Genomic DNA, 18523 nt, shown 5'->3' on the forward strand with positions numbered 1-18523 from the left:
GCAGCGGAAAGGGTCGATCCCATCGACATGCCTCGCACAGACGCCGCCCTGCATCGGCGATGCCTGGCCATACTGAACCGGCTCAGCCTGCCCGACCCGTTCTCGGCGGAGAAGTTCTGCCACCAGCTGGCCGCGCAACGTGGCAGGCCCGTCCACTTGCACCCACTGCCCAAGCAGGCCGCCAGAGCAGGCGCTTGCGGCCTGTGGCTGGAGACGGCCGCCGGTGACCACATCTTCTACGAACAGCGGACGGTCCGTCCGCACCAGGAGCACATCATCCTGCATGAGATCGGGCACATGCTCCTGACCCACCACACCAGCGATCCGGCCGTCGCCGGCCCGGCGGCGCTGGTCCCCGACCTCGACCCCGGGCTGATCCACCGGCTCCTGGCCCGGACCAACTACACCACCCGCCAGGAACGGGAAGCGGAGACGCTCGCCAGTGTCATCCGTGTCAGCGCCGCCGACCCCGGCGGCAGGAGCCCGCGGAACGCCGTCGAACGACTGCAGGCCGCCTTTGGCATGGACGGCACGCATGCGCGCTGAACTCGTGCCGGTGGACGACCGCGTGGCGGCCGTGGCGGCCGTCTGCCTGTGGGTGGCCGTACTGGCCCGGTTGCCGTCAGCCCTGCGCCACCCCTCCCAGCGCGGGGTGTGGTGCGCGGCCGTGGGGGCGGCACTGGCCATGACGTTCTGCCTGCCCGGGACCGAGCGTCTCCTCGCGCAGAGTCACGCTTCCCGGGCCACCGCCGTGCTGACCCGGGACGTGGCCGGTGTGGCCTCCGCCGCAGCCGTCCTGTACCTGGCCGACGCGGTGGCGGGGACACGCCGTCTTCTCCCCTGGACATGCGGAGCGCTTGGGGTCACCGTGGCGGCCCTCCAGCTGGCGCCCGCGGCGGCCGGCCACCCGGCTGACAACTCGTCGGCCGGGCCCGCTCAGGGACTGGTGGTCCTGCTGCTGATCTTCATCCATCTCGTCGCCAACGCACGCTGCCTTGCCATGTGCTGGCGATACGGTCGCAGCGGCCCGGCCCCCCTCACCTCGGCACTGGGCCTGCTGGGCCTGGGGGCCGCGATCGCCCTGCCGTATTGGGCGATCGGTGCCGTGCTGGTCTTCGTCCCCGCGCACTCCGCCGTTCCGGTCATCCCCTTCTTACCGCCGTTGCAATGCCTGCTGGCCGCCATGGCCGTCCTCGTCCCCATGGTCGCGGCCGCGCACCGCAGCGTGGTCGACGCCAGGACGATCTGGCGTCTGTGGCCTCTGTGGCGCGGCCTCATCGACGCGGTTCCCGAGGCCGCGCTGAACAGCCCCCGATCCCGCCTTCGCGAGGTGCTGTGGCCGGGCCTTCCCCGGCGCTTCCTGATGTACCGGAAGCTGATCGAGATACGAAACGCGCTTCTTGTCCTGCGCCGCCACATCGACACCACGACCGCGCAGGCCGCGCGCTCTCACGTCGCCGCGGCCCGGCTACCCGAATCACTCACCGAGGCGACCGTCCTGGCCTGCCTCGTCCGCGAGTCCTGCCGGTCCCGGATCGCGGGCAACCCGGAACTGCCCCAGCCCTACGAGATCACGGGTCCTGCCATCGACAACCTCGGCCAGGAGAAAGCGTTCCTCCTGCAGCTCGCCGCCGCGTACGACCACCCTCTCGCCCGCGTCCGTCTGACCGCCCCATCAGAACCAATGACGGCCGCGTCGTGGAGAACCGGGGGGAGCGACGGCGCCAGCGCCTGACGTACGGACGGTGTCGAGCAGCCGCGTGCCGTACGAGGCGTTCGCGAACGGCGGGCGTGGCCGCGAGCCGTCCGGAACGGTGTGCCGTGGTCGACCAGCCCGGCAGGGGCCCGCACGCCCTTGTGCGGACCCCTGCCTCCTGTGGTGCTGTCACCGCGGCCGGCCGTGACGATGTTGCTGGTCAGGGCACGATCGGAGCCGGCCGCGGCGTCGGTGGAGGGCTGTCTCAGCCCAGGCGCTGCACCAGCGCGCGGTACTCGTCCCACAGCTCCTTGGGCGTGTGCTCGCCGAAGGTGTTGAGGTGCTCGGGGACCAGGGCGGCCTCCTCGCGCCAGACCTCCTTGTCGACGGTGAGCAGGAAGTCCAGGTCGGAGTCGGCCAGTTCCAGGCCGTTCGTGTCGAGGGCGTCCTTCGTCGGCAGGATGCCGATGGGGGTCTCGACGCCCTCCGCCTTGCCCTCCAGGCGCTCCACGATCCACTTCAGGACGCGGGAGTTCTCACCGAAGCCGGGCCAGACGAACGTGCCCTCGTCGTCCTTGCGGAACCAGTTGACGTAGTAGATCTTCGGCAGCTTGGACTGGTCCTTGTCCTTGGCCACGTCGATCCAGTGGGCCATGTAGTCGCCCATGTTGTAGCCGCAGAACGGCAGCATCGCGAAGGGGTCGCGGCGCAGTTCACCGACCTTGCCCTCGGCGGCGGCGGTCTTCTCGGAGGCCACGTTGGCGCCGAGGAAGACGCCGTGGTTCCAGTCGAAGGACTCCGTCACCAGCGGTACGGCGGTGGCGCGGCGGCCGCCGAAGAGGATCGCCGAGATCGGCACGCCCTTGGGGTCCTCCCACTCCGGCGCGATGATCGGGCACTGGGCGGCGGGGACGGTGAAGCGGGCGTTGGGGTGGGCGGCCGGGGTCTCGGACTGAGGCGTCCAGTCGTTGCCCTTCCAGTCGGTGAGGTGGGCCGGGGGCTCCTCGGTCATGCCCTCCCACCAGACGTCGCCGTCGTCCGTCAGCGCGACGTTGGTGAAGACCGCGTTGCCCCACAGCGTCTTCATCGCGTTGGCGTTGGTGTGCTCGCCGGTGCCGGGCGCGACACCGAAGAAGCCCGCCTCGGGGTTGATGGCGTACAGCCGGCCGTCCTCGCCGAAGCGCATCCAGGCGATGTCGTCGCCGATGGTCTCGACCGTCCAGCCGGGGATGGTCGGCTCCAGCATGGCGAGGTTGGTCTTGCCGCAGGCGCTCGGGAAGGCCGCCGCCACGTATTTGGACTCGCCGCGCGGCGGGGTGAGCTTGAGGACCAGCATGTGCTCCGCCAGCCAGCCCTCGTCACGCGCCATCACGGAGGCGATGCGCAGGGCGTAGCACTTCTTGCCGAGCAGGGCGTTGCCGCCGTAGCCGGAGCCGTAGGACCAGATCTCGCGGTCCTCGGGGAAGTGCGAGATGTACTTGGTCGTGTTGCAGGGCCAGGGGACGTCCTCCTGGCCGGGCTCCAGCGGGGCGCCCAGGGTGTGCACGGCCTTGACGAAGAAGCCGTCGGAGCCGAGCTCGTCGAGCACCGCCTGGCCCATGCGCGTCATCGTGCGCATGGAGACGGCGACGTACGCCGAGTCGGTGATCTCGACGCCGAGCGCGGACAGCGGCGAGCCGAGCGGGCCCATGCAGAACGGCACCACGTACATGGTCCGGCCGCGCATCGAGCCGCGGAACAGGCCGCCCTGCCCCCCGGAGCCCTGGAAGATCTCCCGCATCTCGGCGGGGGCCTTCCAGTGGTTGGTCGGGCCCGCGTCCGCCTCCTTCTCGGAGCAGATGAACGTCCGGTCCTCCACGCGGGCGACGTCGGTGGGGTCGGAGGCCGCGTAGTAGGAGTGCGGGCGCTTGATCGGGTCGAGTTTCCGGAAGGTGCCCTTCTGGACGAGCTCCTCGCACAGCCGCTCGTACTCGGCCTCGGATCCGTCACACCAGACCACGTTGTCCGGCTGGGTCAGCTCGGCGATCTCGCTGACCCACGAGATCAGGCCCTGATGGGTGGTGGGGACGGTGGGAGCCGCGATGTCGCGCGCCACGATTGCTCCTAAATGAGGGATTTTTTTGATGTGGAGGCCCCGTGGGGGCTGCGACCCGGATGCTTCACGGTGCAACTTGGCGCTCATCCGGTGCCGACCGCACTCATTTGATCATCCGACGCCCGCGCCCATCTGTCCAGAGGAGCGCACAGGTGAGCGACGTGAGGATCGCCACGGTTTCTCGCGCACCCTTTGCATGCACGTTGGGTTCACCTGACCGTCCGTTTGCGTAACCATCGTTCGGCCACGGTGAGAGGATGGCCACTCTTCATCGGCCAATCGACCCGACTGATAGGTCACTTACGGTTCCGTAGCTACCATTCGGCCATGACTGCGTTCGCCTCCGACGCGCCTACGGACACGCCGGCCGACGGCCGCGGTCCGACGGCGCTCTCCCTGCCGCACCCGGTCAAGCCCAAGCTGCGCGGCTGGCTGCACCTCGGTATGTTCCCGGCGGTTCTCGTCGCCGGCCTGGTGCTGACCGCCCTCGCCGAGTCGACCAGAGGGCGCATCGCCTGCGGGATCTTCGCCCTGACGGCGTGCCTGCTGTTCGGTGTGAGCGCGCTGTACCACCGGGGCGACTGGAGCCCCCGCATGGACGGCGTTCTGCGCCGACTGGATCACGCCAACATCTTCCTGATCATCGCGGGCACCTACACGCCGCTGGCCATGCTCCTGCTGCCGGGCGCCAAGGGCGAGTGGCTGCTGTGGGGCATCTGGGCCGCGGCGGCGGCCGGCATCCTCTTCCGCGTCTTCTGGGTCGGCGCCCCGCGCTGGCTCTACACGCCGTGCTACATCGCGATGGGCTGGGCCGCCGTCTTCTACCTGCCGGACTTCATGCGGACCGGCGGCATCGCCGTCCTCGTCCTCGTCATCGTCGGCGGCGTGCTCTACAGCGCGGGCGGCGTGATCTACGGGATCAAGCGCCCCAACCCGTCACCGCGCTGGTTCGGCTTCCACGAGGTGTTCCACTCCTTCACCCTGGCGGCCTTCATCGCGCACTACGTGGGGATCTCGCTGGTGGCGTACCAGCACGGGTAGTGACAGTGGGTAAGGATTGACAGTTACTGTCGATTCATGGCTGATGTCACCCCCGCCGGCCCGCCCCCGCTGGGACTCCGGGAGCGGAAGAAGATCAGGACCCGCCAGGCGATCCGCGCCGCGACCTACGCGCTGATCGAGGAGCAGGGCTACGACGCCACGACGATCGAGCAGATCGCCGACCGGGCCGAGGTGTCGCCGTCGACCGTCTTCCGGTACTTCCCGACCAAGGAGGACATCGTCATCACCGACGAGTGCCACCCGGTGATGACGGCGGAGCTGCGGGCCCGGCCCGAGGACGAGTCGTGGGCGGACGTCCTGCGGCATGTGATGCGCACGGCCCTCGACCGGAGCCTCGCCGAGGAACCCGAGGTGACCCGGTTGCGGGCCCGGCTCGGGGTCGAGGTCCCCGCCGTCCGCGCCCGCATGACGCAGAGCATGGCGGCGACCGGCCGGCTGCTCCGCGAGGCCCTCGCCGAGCGCTCCGGACTGGACCCCGACAGCCTGGAGCTACGGGTCTTCGCCATGTCCGTGATGGGCGGGCTGATGGAGGTCTCCCACTACTGGGCCGAGACCGGCCACCGGGACGACGTCCGGGGACTGGCCGACCGCGCCCTGGACGTCCTGGAACACGGCCTGCCGACCGGAAAGCCCTGAGGCCCACCCGCCCGCCGCCGTGGCATCCTGACCGCGTGAACGGTCCCGAGATCCGCGTCGAGTTCGCCCCCGAGCTGCACGTGTTCCTCCCCCAGGCCCGGCGGTCGGGCACCCTGCGGGCCACCACGGACGGCCTCTCCAGTCTGGGCCATGTCGTCGAGTCGCTGGGTGTGCCGCTGACCGAGGTGGGCGCCCTGGTCGTGGACGGCCGCGAGGTGCGCGTCTCGCACGTCCCGGCGGCCGGCGAGTCGGTGACGGTTCTGACCGTCGCCCGCCCCCAGCGGGTGCCTGGCGCGCCCCTGCGGTTCCTCCTCGACGTGCACCTCGGCACGCTGGCCCGGCGGCTGCGGCTGCTCGGCGTGGACACGGCCTACGAGTCGACCGACATCGGCGACCCGGCGCTGGCCGCTCGTTCGGCGGCGCAGCAGCGGGTCATGCTGAGCCGCGACCGGGGGCTGCTGCGCAGGCGCGAGCTGTGGGCGGGGGCGTTCGTCTACAGCACCCGGCCGGAGGAGCAGCTTCGGGACGTCCTGGACCGGTTCCAGCCCGAGCTGCGGCCCTGGACGCGGTGCACGGCCTGCAACGGGGTGCTCCGCAAGGCGACCAAGGACGAGGTCGCCGACCAGCTGAAGCACGGGACGCATGCCACGTACGACGTGTTCGCGCAGTGCACGGAGTGCGGCCGGGCGTACTGGAAGGGCGCGCATCACGAGCAGCTGGAAGCGATCGTGGAGCGGGCGATGGCGCTTCGGCCGGAGCGCCGTTGACGGTCGGGCGCCGCGGGGAACTGCGGGCCGTTCGTGGCTGGTCGCGCCCACGCGGCGGAGCCGCACATCGATACAGCCCCGCGCCCCTTGGAGGGCGCCTAACGCCTGGTCAGGTCCTTCTTGCCGCAGGCGATTCCGTCTCCGTCCCTGTCGAGGCCCAGCGGATCGTCCCCGCCGTTGACCTTCAGGCGGCCGTAGTCGTTCGCCTTCAGCCACGCGCAGCGGGACGCCGTCGTCTTCTTCACCTCCGCCGGGAAGCCGGTCGGCACGCAGACGTTGATCGAGCCGTAGTGGCGGTCGCAGCCGGAGATCGTCGGGCCGACCTTCTGTGACGTGCGCTTCTTGCCGGGTCCCGTGACCTTGCCCTCCGGCGCGTCCGCGAAGTCGTGGACATGCGCCGAGGCGTCCGTCGCCCTGAGGGCCCGGGGGCCCTGGAGATGCACCCACTTCGCCACCGACGGCACCCCGTTCGCGTCCACCGCGAAGAGCATGTACCAGCCGGGCGGGGCCATGTCGGGGTTGCTCGTCACGTTCAGGTCGACGTTGCCGCCGTCGACGGACAGCGGCAGGTCCACGAACCGCTGGTTCGGATCCGAGGAGTGCGTGACGGCGGCCGGGCGGATCAGCTCGGCCTTGGCGATGGGCCGGTCGACGGTGATCCGCTGGGTGTCGCCGTAGGTCCACTCGGTGTCGATCACCGAGGTGATCGAGGGGCGCGGGCCCTTGAACAGGTAGGGCGGGCTGTAGACCGACACGTCGTGGTTCCAGGAGCCGTTGCCCGGGTTGTCGCCGGTCGTCATCACGCGGCCGTCGGGCAGCAGGAACGCCGAGGAGTGGTAGCCGCGCGCCTCGGGGTCGACGGCCACCGGGTCGAAGGTCTCCGACTCGGGGTCGAAGACCGACGTCTCGTGGACCGGGTTGGCGCGGTTGTGCAGCGCCCCGCCCGTCTCCAGCACCTTGCCGTCGGGCAGGAGCACGGCGGAGACGTACATCTTGCCCTGGTCGCCGGTCTGCGGGACGGGCCCGTCGCCGAGGTCGACCGTGCCCTGCGGGACCGGCGGCCCGGCCACGTACGAGGGGCTCGGCTGCTTGAGGTCGATGATGTCGGTCAGGCGGTTCGCCTCCGGGTTGGAGTCGATGTTGCCGCCGCCGAGGGTGAGGACCTTCTGGTCCTGCGCCGGGGGCAGCAGCACGCTGGCCGACTGGTCGCGCTCGTCCTTCTTCCGGAGGCCGGGGACCTGGGTGATGGTGTTGGCGCCGTAGTCGTAGATCGCCGAGCCGGTGCCGGGGATGTTGTTGCCGAAGACGTGGCTGCCCGAGTAGAAGAGGCGGCCGTCCTGCATGAGGATCATCGACGGGTACAGGCCCCAGTACGACCAGGTCTGGTTGACCTTCCACAGCGGCTGCCACTGCTGCTCGGCCTCGGAGAACAGTTCGGCGGTGACCGAGCCGCTGGAGTCCTCGCGCAGGCCGCCGAAGGAGATGACGTCACCGTTGCCGAGGATCGTGGCCGACGGGTACCAGTGGCCGTCGTTCATGTCGTTGGTCCTGGAGTAGGTCTCGGTCTTCGGGTCGAAGACGTACGAGTCCTTGAAGCCCTCGTAGCCGTGTCCGCCCGGCACCGGGTACGCCTTGTTGCCGCTCATCACCAGCACGCGCCCGTCCTGGAGCTGCACGTGGCCGGCGCAGAACATGTCCTTCGGCGTGGGGACGACCTTGTAGGTGCCCTTCTCAGGGTCGTACACCGCCGAGGTGAAGGTGCCCGCCTTGAACATCGACTCGTCGTTGCCCGAGCCCGCGATCAGCAGCACCTTGCCGTTGTTGAGGACGACGGAGTGCATGGAACGGACCGGGTTCTTCGTGGGCAGTACGTCCCACTTGCCGTTCGCGCACTGCTCGGCCGTGCCCGTGCACTGCGGCGGCGGGACCGGGTCGGCGACCTGCTCCATCGTGTAGTCGTCGGTGGTGGCCGAGCCGGTGCCGTAGACGGAGACGCCCCAGGAGATGCGGTCGGTGCCGGCCGGGACCTCCGGGGTGCGGACCGTGGCCTCGGTCCAGGTGCCGGCCGTCTCCAGCGTCTTGAGGTCGGTCCAGTACTGCCAGCCGGCGGTCGTGTCGTGCCGGAAGAGGGTGACCGAGGCGTCCGGGGTGGTCGTCTTGTACCAGAGCCCGAGGTCGTACTGCCTGCCCGGCGTCACCACCGGCGCGCACGCGGCGGACTCGGTGATCAGGGCCTTGCGGTCGCCGTCGAGGCGGCGGGTCAGCTCGACCTTCATGGCCCTGGAGCCGGTGTGCGCGTCGGCCGTGGTGGTGAAGGCGAAGTCGTTGTCGCCCCAGCCGGACTTCTCCCAGCAGAACGGCATGTCCCCGGCGCCCGCGGTCTCGAAGCCGGGGTTCTTGATGAGGTTGGCCGCGGAGGCGGGCTGGGGCGCGGTCAGCAGCAGGCCGGCCGTGAGCACGCCCACGCCGACGAGTGCGGTCCTTCTCCGGTACGTGTTCACGCGGCTCTCCTCGCGGTGCGGCCGTCGCGCGCGGGCTGCTCACCGGCCCGGCGCGGCAGGTAGACCAGCGCTTCGGTCGCCACGAAGCGCAGGACGAACGTCGTCACCAGCGCGAGCGCGGTGGCGGACAGCACGCCCAGGTGCAGCTGGTGCACGAACAGGGCGATCAGCGGGATGCGCAGCACCAGATCGACGTTGGCGAGCAGCGCGAACCGGCCCGCCCGGTCCCACCAGCGCCGGTGCCGGCGCCGCTCGCGGAACAGCAGGTGCTCGATGAGCAGGAAGTTCCATGCGACGCCGAGCTGGTTGGCGAGGACCTCCGCCGGTACGTAGTGCATACCGACGGCGGTCAGCGCCCACAGGCCCAGCAGGTTCGGCAGGAAGCCGGTGAGCCCGATCAGGCCGAAGCCGACCATGCGCGCGACCGGCGAGGCGGCGCGCAGCCCGGCCAGGTGGCGCAGGAACCGCAGGCCCTCCTGCGCGGTCGACTTGGACTCGCCGGCGAACCGGTCCTGGAAGACGAAGGGCACCTCGGTGACCCGGCGCGGGCGGCTGCGGACGGCGAGTTCGAGGAGGATCTTGTAGCCGAGCGGCTGGAGCACCTCGGCCGTGACCGCGCTGCGGCGGATCGCGAAGAAGCCGCTCATCGGGTCGCTGATGCCGTGCAGCCGGCGCGGGAAGAGCGCCTTGGTCAGCCAGGTCGCCCCCCGCGAGACGGCCACGCGGTAACTGCCCGCGAGCCCGGCCCGGCTGCCGCCCTTGATGTACCGGGAGGCGACGACCAGCCCGGCGTTCGCCCGCTCGCCCGTGGCGACCAGGTCGGGCACGAGGGACGGCGGGTGCTGGCAGTCGCCGTCCATGACGACGATCCAGTCGGACGTGGCCGCCTTCAGCCCCTCGACGACCGCGCCGCCGAGCCCGCCCACCGGCTCCTGGCGGTGCAGCACGGTCACCGGGAACGGGCAGTCCTGCGCCGCCTTCTGGATGACCTCGGGCGTGTCGTCGGTGGAGTCGTCGACGAACAGGACCTCGCAGGGCAGCCGGGCGGGTACGGCCTCGGTGATCTGGTGCAGCAACTGCCGTACGTTCGCAGACTCGTTGAACGTCGGTACGACGATGGTGACGGCGCCCGGTTCGGGGATCTCGGCGGTCTCGACGACCTCTCCGGGGACGGTGGACTCCTGGCTCATCGCGCGCCTCCGGCGGACGTCTGGATCTGGCGGATCTCGATGCGGTCCTCGCCGGTGCCGAAGGTGGCGACCGGGTCGGAGTGCTCCATGGCGGCCCTGACGTTGGGCAGGTCGGCCGCGTCGCGCCGCACGGTCGGCGAGGCGACGACGTAGTCCAGGTCCTTCCAGCCGCGCGGCATCGTCTTCGTCACCGCCGGGTCGAGGTCGGCCTTGTAGAACCAGATGACGCCGAGGCCCGGCCGGTAGCCGTGGTGCACGAGGTCGAGCCAGAGGGCGTCGTCGACCAGCACCCGGGTGCGCTCCGGGTTCCCGACCTCGGTGGCCAGCCATGTGGAGGCGGCCTTGTAGGGGGCGTTGGCGTCGGTGGTGACGGCCGTGCGGGCGCCGTCGTACCAGTGCGGTACGACGTAGGCGCCGGCGGCGAGGGCGAGGACCGTGGCGAGGGTGTACCGGCCCACGCTGACGTACCGTTTCTCCGCCTCGGAGCGCCAGCGGCTCAGCACCGCGTGGGCGACGGAGGCGGTTCCTCCGGCGAGGACCAGCGCGAGGAACGGCAGGGCCTGGATGACGTACATCGCGGGCAGGTAGCCGCCCGGACGCAGGGCCAGCGCGGCGAAGATCGCCACGGCCAGGGCCGGTCCGGCCAGGGCCCGGGCGGTGACGGACCAGCGCCAGGTGACGAGGAGCAGCAGGGCGCCCGCGAGGCCGCCCAGCGGCAGGATCCGGTCGTAGTACAGCCACGACTGGAGCACTCCCCAGGAGCCGGAGCCCTGGTCCAGGATGAAGCCCGAACCGGGCCTGGTCATCTGGTACTTGACGCCGTCCCAGAGGGAGACGTGCCCGGCGCCCGGCAGCAGCTCGCCCTTGAGCAGGGCGAACAGCGGGTAGGAGAAGCCGATCAGGGCGCAGGCCGTGACGGCTCCGGTGAGGGCGAACTTGCGGGTGTCCTTGTGGCTGTGCCGCCACATGGTGAGGAACAGGGCGGGCAGGACGATGAGCATCGTCTCCTTGGTGAGGACGGCCGTGGCGGCCGCGATCCCCGCCCCGAAGTGGTGCCAGAGGTGACGGCTCGGGGAGGCGGCCAGCGTGAAGGCCAGCAGCGTCCACATCACCGCGAGGTTGTCGAGGAAGATCTCCCGCTGGAGGACGACCGCCAGCGGCGAGAGGCCGAAGAACACCATGCCGAGCCCGGCCGCCCAGCGGGGCAGGGCCAGGCGGCGGCCCAGGACGTAGACGAGGACCGCGCTGATGCCGCTGATCACCAGCATCGCGGCGCGCATGGTGCCCACGGTCATCGACTCGGGGCTGATCAGCGCGGGGATCCAGGTCAGCACGGCGATCTGGATCCAGCCCAGCGGCGGGTGGTCGTACCAGTAGGTGTAGTGGGCGAGGCCGTTGCCCTGCTGGACCGACCAGGCCTGGGCGAGGTAGGTGCCCTCGTCGTCGCTGAGGGCCGGGTAGTCGGCGATGTTCCAGCCCTGCACGACGAGGATCGCCACGAGGAGGACACCGCACAGGAGCAGGTCGGACCGGGAGGAGCGCAGCCGGCTCGGCGGCTCCGGCCGTCGGTGCGCACCGGTGCGGGGCGCGGGCCGGCGCCGCGCGGGGACCTTCGGGGTGGTCACCGCGGGAAGGGTGGAGGTCACGCCGGAACGTCCTCTCGGGTCACGGGGACGTCCTGCCGGGGCACGGCGGTCTCGTCGAGGTGCGCGCCGACATGGGTCGTCAGCTCCCAGTCGCGCCGGCCGCGCTGCTCACGCCACACGGCACGGACGGCCGCCCCGGCGAGCAGGACCTGGTAAAAGGGGCCGCCCACGATCAGCTTCAGGTAGTGCGCGAACCGCACGCGCAGCCCGTACTGCTTGCCGAAGTCGTGAAGTCCGACGATCTCGAAGACGAAGGTGACCAGGGCCGTGACGGCCGGCAGGAACGTGATGAAGGCGATGCCGACGGGGACGTCAAGGAACAGCGCGATCGCCACGTTCAGCGGGATGACCAGGCCGGTGAAGGCCTGCATGAACGGGGTCATCAGGGTGTAGCGGGCGAGCAGCCGCTGCCCGAGGGTGGGCAGTTGCTTCCAGTCCTTCTTCCGGTACACCTGGAGGAACCCCTGGTTCCAGCGGGTGCGCTGCTTCAGCAGGGACATCAGCGAGCCCGGGGTCTCCTCCCGGGTCACCATGTCGGAGTCGTAGGCGACGACGACCTTCTTGCCGACGCTGGACAGGCGCACGCCCAGGTCGCAGTCCTCGGCGAGGCAGTCCGGGTCCCAGCCGCCGGCTTCCCTGAGGACGCCGGTGCGGACGAAGACGGTGTTGCCGCCGAGCGGGATGAATCCTTTCTGCGCGTGCAGGTGGAGGCGTGAGCGGAACCAGAAGAAGTACTCCAGGCAGTTGCGCAGGCTGTACCAGCTGGAGTGGAAGTTGATCAGCTGCACCCCGCCCTGGACGACGTCCGCGCCGGTGGTGCGGAAGGCGTGGTCGACGTGGGCGAGGAGCTCGGGGTGGACCTGGTCCTCCGCGTCGAAGACGCCGACGACGTCGCCGCGGCAGTGCGGCAGGGCCGTGTTCATGGCCTTCGGCTTGTTCTTCTTCTCGTGGCGGTCGACGACGACCCGGACCCGTGGATCACGCGCCGCGGCCTGCTCGGCGACGGCGGTGGTCTCCGGGTCGTCGTGCCCGACGATCACGATGATCTCGAAGCCGGCGTGGCTCGACTCCAGCAGCCGCTGGATCGTGTGGTCCAGCACCGCCTGTTCGTGCCGCGCGGGCAGCAGCAGCGAGAACGAGACGTGCTCGTCCCCGTCCGGACTGCTGAACCGCGTGGAGGCGAGCACTTCCGGCGTACGCCAGGCGTGCATCTGCCACCACAGGGTGAACGCCGCCATCCAGAACAGGGCCAGTGAAACGGCAGCGATGAAGACATGCGTCAGCAAACAGATCCCCCCAGATCCCAGAACCCCCCGTCGTGACGGAGCACCTCACCCGTCACGGCACTGTGCAGAGATTAAGGGGGAACTGTGAAACCTGGGGGTCGTTCAGATAAAGAGCCTGGTGCCGCAGGTTCCCGACGTCAGTCGCTCAACACCGCCCGCAACCTGTCAGCCTCGGTCGTCGGGGCGTCGCACGTGAAGTTACGGCAGACGTACGCGGCCGGCTCACCGCCGACCAGCGGACGGTCCGCGAGCAGCGGGAACTCCTCGCTCCCGGGGGCGCCGGCGGCGACGACCGCGCCGGGCGCGGTGCCCAGAAGTGCCGTGCGGTGCAGGGCCCTTGTCCCCTCGTGGTCGAGGGACGGCCCCACGATCGCGACCTCGCGCGGCCCGTCCAGCGCGGCCTCGGCGGCGGCGAGCCCCCAGCCGATGAAGCGGGGCACGCGCGGCCCGAGCGCCTTGACGACGCCGAGGGCCTTCTCCGCGGCGGTGCGGTGGGGCCCGGACCCGGTGTGCGCGGCGTAGCTCAGCAGGGCGCCCGCCGCCGCGCTCCAGCCGGACGGGGCGGCGTTGTCGGTCGGGTCCTGCGGGCGTCGGATCAGCCGCTCGGCGTCGGCGGCCGTGTCGAACATCGCGCCCGACTCCTCGTCGGTGAAACGGACCAGGACGTGGTCGAGCAGGAACCCGGCGAACTCCAGCCAGACGCCCTCCCCCGTGACGGACGCCAGCGCGAGGAAACCCTCCGCCACGTCGCCGTAGTCCTCCAGCACGCCCGCGTTGGCGCCGGCGTGGCCGTCCTTGCTGGTGCGGGTGAGCCGGGCCTGCTCGTCGAGGTGCAGCCGGACGAGGAGGTCGGCGGCGGCGAGGGCGGCCTCGACGAGGTCGGGCCGGTCGAAGTACGCGCCGGTCTCGGCGAGCGCGGCGATCGCGAGCCCGTTCCACGCGGCGACGACCTTGTCGTCCCGGCCGGGCGCGGGCCGCTCCGACCGGGCCGCCAGCAGTCGCTCCCGGATCGAGGCGATCTTCCCGGCGTCGAACAGGCCGTCCTGCTGCGGGAGTTGGAGGACGGACTGGCCGTGCTCGAAGGTGCCCTCCTCGGTCACGCCGAAGTACTGGACCGCGAGCTCGGCGTCCTGCTCGCCGAGCACCTCGCGCAGTTGCTCCGGCGTCCACACGTAGTACGCGCCCTCGACGTGCTTGCCGGTGCCGTCGTCGCTGTCGGCGTCCAGCGCGGAGGCGAACCCGCCCTCGGCCGTGCGCAGTTCGCGCACCATGAAGTCGGCGGTCTCCAAGGCGACCCGGCGGGCCAGCTCCGAGCCGGTGGCCCGCCAGAGGTGGGCGTAGACCCGGCACAGCAGCGCGTTGTCGTACAGCATCTTCTCGAAGTGCGGCACGATCCAGTCGCGGTCGACGGAGTAGCGGGCGAAGCCGCCGCCGAGCTGGTCGTAGATGCCGCCCCGGGCCATGCGCTCACAGGTGTCCTGGGCCATCTGCAGGGCGCCCTCGGCACCGGTCCGCGCATGATGCCGCAGCAGGAACTCCAGCACCATGGACGGCGGGAACTTCGGCGCCCCGCCGAATCCGCCGCGCTGCGGGTCGTACTCGCGGGTGAGCGCGAGCAGCGCCTGCGCGAGCTCCTGCTCGCCGGGCGTCTGCGCGTCGCCGTAGGAGATCTCCCGCCCGGCCAGGTCCCGGACGATCTTCCCGGCGACCTCGGCGACCTCGTCCCGCCGCTCCTCCCAGGCCTGGTGGACGCCCTGGAGCACCTGCCGGAAGGACGGCATGCCCTGGCGCGGGGCGGGCGGGAAGTAGGTGCCGAAGTAGAACGGCTCGGCGTCCGGGGTGAGGAAGACGGTCATGGGCCAGCCGCCCTGGCCGGTCGCCGCCTGCACGGCCTCCATGTAGACCGCGTCGACGTCCGGGCGCTCCTCGCGGTCGACCTTCACGCTCACGAAGTGCGCGTTGAGGTACTCGGCGGTCTGCTGGTCCTCGAAGGACTCGTGTGCCATCACGTGACACCAGTGACAGCTGCTGTAGCCGACGCTGAGCAGCACGGGTACGTTCCGCTTGCGGGCCTCCTCGAAGGCCTCCGCCGACCAGGGCCACCAGTCCACGGGGTTGTCGGCGTGCTGCAGGAGGTAGGGGGACGTCTCGTGCGCCAGTCGGTTCGGCATGGTGTCCATCCTGCCGCAGTACCCGGTCCGGCACGCGTCAGGCGCCGCGCGTGCGCCGCCCGGGGCGCACGCCCGACGGACACGCGGCACCTCAACCCGCCCATGTCTTCACATAATCGGGCCGGGCACGCCCCCTCGCCCCGATGCGCCGTCGGCAGCACACTTGACCAAGGAAACGACCGGCACGACGACCTGGGTACGCCGGTGCCGCCGGAGGGGGACGTGACATGCGGGACAGTCATCGGGCGGAAGCCGAGCGGCTGTTGGCACGGGCCGTGGAGGAGGAGGTGCGCCGGACGGGCGGGCGCACGGACGGGAAGGTGCTGCTCGCGCGGGCGCGCGGGGCGCTCGACGCGATGGCGCAGAGCGCGGCCGAGGAGTACGAGGCCTACACGCGCGCCCTGGACGAGGCGGCTGCCGGGCAGCTCACCTTCGGGCAGCGCTACGCCCGGGAGGGCGCCGGGACACCGCTGCTGGTGGCCGGGGTCGCGGCCGTCACGGCCGTCGTCGCCGACATGGCCCTCGGCATGGGGGCCGGGACGGCGCTGGGCGCGGGCGTGACCGTGGGGGTCGTGGGCGCCGCGGCGACCGTCGTGAAGGTCGTCGGCTCGCATCTGCCGGCCGCACACCACCGGGCCGGGGCCGTAAGCCAGCCGGGCGGGCCCGAACAGCTGCGGCTGCAGTGGCTGACGGCACTGGAGGTGCGGGGCATCCGGCCGTTCCTGGACCAGCAGCGGGTGCTCGCCGCCTCCACGGGCCCTAAGAAGACCGGGCCGCGGCTGCGGGGCGCCGACAAGAGCGCGGCGGCGCGCGGGCGCAACGTACTGGAGCAGTCCTTCGCGCAGCTCCCGGAACCGGCGGAGCCGTTCGCGGGGCGGCGGCACGAGCTGGCGCAGATCCGGCAGTGGGTGCAGGCGGCCCGGGCGAGCACGGAGACCCAGCCGACGGTGGTCGTCCTGCACGGCACGCCCGGCAGCGGCCGGACGACCCTGGCGGTGCACGCCACGCACGATCTGAGGGACTACTTCCGCGGCGCCTGCGTCGTCGACCTGCGTGCCGAGGGCCCGGGCGAGTCCCCGCTGTCCACCCGCGACGCCCTGCTGCACCTGCTCAACCGGCTCGGCGCGCCCCGCGAGCAACTGCTGTTCCGCGAGCGCTCCTCCCCCGACCAGCAGGTCAAGCGGCTGAGCGAGCTGTACCACCAGCATCTGACCGGCCTGCCGGTCACGGTCGTCCTGGACGACGCCTCGGACGCCGGGCAGGTCCGTGCCCTGGTCCCGGAGCGGTCCGACAGCCTGGTGCTGGTGACCGCGCGCGGCCCGCTGGAACTGGGCGAGCTGCCCGCGCGGGTGCACCAGCTGCCCGTGTCACCACTGGACGCGGCGGGCGCGGAGGAACTGCTGGGCGCGGCGGCCCAGGACCGGTCCGGGCCCTACGACGCCGAGTCCGCCGACCGGGTCCGGGAGCTGTGCGGCGGGCTGCCGCTGGCGCTGCGCATCGCCGGCTCGTGCCTCGGCCCGCGCTCCCCGCGCGCGCTGGCCACGGACCTCGGCGCGTACGGCCCGGTCGATCCCGTCGAGCGCGCCCTGTGGCTGCGCTACACCGACCAGCCGGAGCCCGTACGGCGGCTGCTGCGCCGCCTGGCCCTGGCCGGCCGGGCCTCGCTGGGCGCCGCCGCGGCCGCCGCGCTGCTGGCCACCGACGAGGCGGAGGCGACACGCCACCTCCAGGCCCTGACGCGCGCGGGCCTGATCGACCACGTCCGGGGCGACCGCTACCGGCTGCACGACCTGGTCCGCGCCTTCGCCCAGGCCAGGCTCCTCGACGAGGAGGAACCGGCCGAGCGCACGGCGGCTCAGGAACGCCTGATCGTGAACTACGCCGAGCTGGCCGACTCGGTGCTGCGCATGGTCGACGGCAACATGTCGACCCGCACGAACCGCTTCAGCCCGTACGGCTTCCCCTCCCTCGACGAGGCGCTGCGCTGGCTGGACGACGAGTCGAGCTTCATCACCGCGGCCCTGCGGCATGCCGAGGGCGTGGACCAGGCGGCGGTCCTGAACCTCCTGGGCGCCCTGTGCGACTACTGCCTGCTGCGCGGCGACCTCTACCGCCTGGGCGAGATCAGCGAGCTCGCGCAGGCGGTCGACGAGGGCCTGCTGGTCCGCTCGGTGCAGTGGCGCACCGGCATCGCGGCACGGCAGCTCGGCGAACTGGACAAGGCGCGGACGACCCTCGCGTCGGTCGTCGACCTGTACCGGGAGGCCCATCACGACGCGGGTGCCGCCCGCGCCCTGTGCTCCCTCGGCATCACCCTGCACCACCAGGGCAATCTGACGGAGGCGTCGGCGAAGCTCCGCGAGGCCCTGGACCTCCAGTCCTCCCCCGAGCTGGCGACGGACCGGGCCTGGACGATGCACGCCCTGGCGGCGGTGGAGCGGGACCGGGCCCGGCTGGCGGAGGCACTGGACCTGCTGAACGAGTCGCTGGTGCTGCACCGGCGGGGCGAGTCCGTGCACGGCCAGGCCTGGGCCCACTTCCAGCTCGGCCAGCTGGGCCTGCGCAGGGGCGACGTCCCGCGCGCCGAGGCCGAGCTGCGCGCGGCCCTGGAGCTGTACGGCCGCACCCGGGACGCCCGCGGCGAGGCCTGGGCCCTGACCCAGCTGGCCCGCGCCCTGCTGGTCGCCGGTGACGCGTCGCCGGCCGTGGAGGAACTGCGCGGGGCCGCCGCCCGGCACCGCGAGAACGAGGACGCGCGCGGCGAGGCGTGGACGCTGTACTACCTCGGCCAGGCCCTGGAGGAGACGGGCAACCTGGACCAGGCCGTCCGCGAGCTGGAACGCTCCCGCACGATGTTCTCCCGGATGCGGGACGTCTACGGCCTGGCCTGCGCCCGCCACCACTCGGCCCGCGTCACCCGCGACCAGCGCGCGGCCCAGACGGGCTCCCTGCGCAACTCCGGCTTCGCCCGCCAGCTCCTGGTGGACGCCCGCGCCGACTTCCAGCGCATCGGCGTCGCCCACGGCGAGGCGTGGACCTGTCTGGAGCTGGCGGTGGTGGACGCGGGCAACGCCCGCACCCAGCAGGCCCTGGCCCTGTGCGACGAGGCGGCCGGCCTCTTCACGTCGTACGGCGACCGCCGGGGCGAGGACTGGGCCCGCTTCCTGCGCTGCACCCTGCTGCCGTACGCGGCCCCCGGCGGCATGGAGATCGGCACGGCCGTGGCCCAGGAGGAACTGGCCCAGCTGTCCCGCGCGAGCCATCCGCTGCGCGACCAGAAGCTGGACGACTACCTCGACGCCTACGCCCTGCTGCTGGTGCGCGGCGTGACCCTGGAGGCGGGCTGGCAGGCCTGGCGCCTGGGCATGGTGCCGGACCGGCATGCGCGGGAGGTGATGGGGGTGGCCGTGGAGTCGAAGGCCTAGGGGGTGTCCGCAGGGCGCGTGACGCACCCGTCGGCGGCGGACGGCCGC

12 protein-coding genes are annotated in these 18523 nt (G+C 71.7%); 6 read left to right on the forward strand and 6 right to left on the reverse strand.

The features are described 5' to 3' along the window. Positions 1 to 27: 27 nt before the first annotated feature. Together CCL05_RS06530 and CCL05_RS06535 are read left to right on the forward strand one after the other, a co-directional pair. Entirely contained in the window at positions 28 to 546 is a 519-nt protein-coding gene (locus CCL05_RS06530; RefSeq protein ID WP_086559524.1) for a hypothetical protein, read from the forward strand. Continuing rightward, a complete protein-coding gene (locus tag CCL05_RS06535) occupies positions 536 to 1735 on the forward strand; it encodes an MAB_1171c family putative transporter (protein ID WP_086559525.1) in 1200 nt (399 codons plus the stop codon). Before CCL05_RS06530 ends, CCL05_RS06535 begins: the two co-directional genes overlap by 11 nt. A 226-nt stretch (positions 1736 to 1961) precedes the next feature. On the opposite strand, the gene CCL05_RS06540 is transcribed toward CCL05_RS06535, so the two are convergent. After that, complete coding sequence (locus tag CCL05_RS06540; protein ID WP_086559526.1) at positions 1962 to 3791, reverse strand: phosphoenolpyruvate carboxykinase (GTP); 1830 nt, start codon at positions 3789 to 3791, stop codon at positions 1962 to 1964. Between the two features lie 327 nt (positions 3792 to 4118). Between CCL05_RS06540 and trhA the strand changes: the two genes are divergently transcribed. From trhA to CCL05_RS06555, 3 genes are read left to right on the forward strand one after another with little or no spacing between them, the layout of a single operon-like run. Continuing rightward, a complete protein-coding gene (gene trhA, locus CCL05_RS06545) occupies positions 4119 to 4832 on the forward strand; it encodes a PAQR family membrane homeostasis protein TrhA (protein WP_086559527.1) in 714 nt (237 codons plus the stop codon). Between the two features lie 36 nt (positions 4833 to 4868). After that, a complete protein-coding gene (locus CCL05_RS06550) occupies positions 4869 to 5489 on the forward strand; it encodes a TetR/AcrR family transcriptional regulator (RefSeq protein ID WP_086559528.1) in 621 nt (206 codons plus the stop codon). 35 nt (positions 5490 to 5524) lie between these two features. After that, positions 5525 to 6256, forward strand: a complete 732-nt coding sequence (locus tag CCL05_RS06555; RefSeq protein ID WP_086559529.1) for a Mut7-C RNAse domain-containing protein — start codon at positions 5525 to 5527, stop codon at positions 6254 to 6256. 98 nt (positions 6257 to 6354) lie between these two features. Here the strand turns inward: CCL05_RS06555 and CCL05_RS06560 are convergent, their stop codons facing one another. From CCL05_RS06560 to CCL05_RS06580, 5 genes are all read right to left on the reverse strand, one after another. Then, on the reverse strand, positions 6355 to 8757 hold the full coding sequence (locus tag CCL05_RS06560; protein ID WP_086559530.1) for a galactose oxidase family protein: 2403 nt from the start codon (positions 8755 to 8757) through the stop codon (positions 6355 to 6357). After that, positions 8754 to 9947, reverse strand: coding sequence for a glycosyltransferase (locus CCL05_RS06565; protein ID WP_086559531.1), 1194 nt, complete (start codon positions 9945 to 9947; stop codon positions 8754 to 8756). Before CCL05_RS06565 ends, CCL05_RS06560 begins: the two co-directional genes overlap by 4 nt. After that, complete coding sequence (locus CCL05_RS06570) at positions 9944 to 11593, reverse strand: ArnT family glycosyltransferase (RefSeq protein WP_086559532.1); 1650 nt, start codon at positions 11591 to 11593, stop codon at positions 9944 to 9946. Before CCL05_RS06570 ends, CCL05_RS06565 begins: the two co-directional genes overlap by 4 nt. Further along, positions 11590 to 12879 carry a glycosyltransferase gene (locus tag CCL05_RS06575; RefSeq protein WP_086559533.1) on the reverse strand — a complete coding sequence of 430 codons (1290 nt, stop codon included), beginning with the start codon at positions 12877 to 12879 and terminating at the stop codon, positions 11590 to 11592. The genes CCL05_RS06570 and CCL05_RS06575 overlap by 4 nt, the downstream gene beginning before the upstream one ends. A gap of 137 nt (positions 12880 to 13016) precedes the next feature. Continuing rightward, on the reverse strand, positions 13017 to 15050 hold the full coding sequence (locus CCL05_RS06580) for a thioredoxin domain-containing protein (RefSeq protein WP_086559534.1): 2034 nt from the start codon (positions 15048 to 15050) through the stop codon (positions 13017 to 13019). Positions 15051 to 15277: 227 nt separating this feature from the next. Between CCL05_RS06580 and CCL05_RS06585 the strand changes: the two genes are divergently transcribed. Then, entirely contained in the window at positions 15278 to 18475 is a 3198-nt protein-coding gene (locus CCL05_RS06585; RefSeq protein WP_086559535.1) for a tetratricopeptide repeat protein, read from the forward strand. Positions 18476 to 18523 lie beyond the last annotated feature (48 nt).

Source organism: Streptomyces africanus, assembly GCF_002150735.1.
GTDB lineage: Bacteria > Actinomycetota > Actinomycetes > Streptomycetales > Streptomycetaceae > Streptomyces > Streptomyces africanus.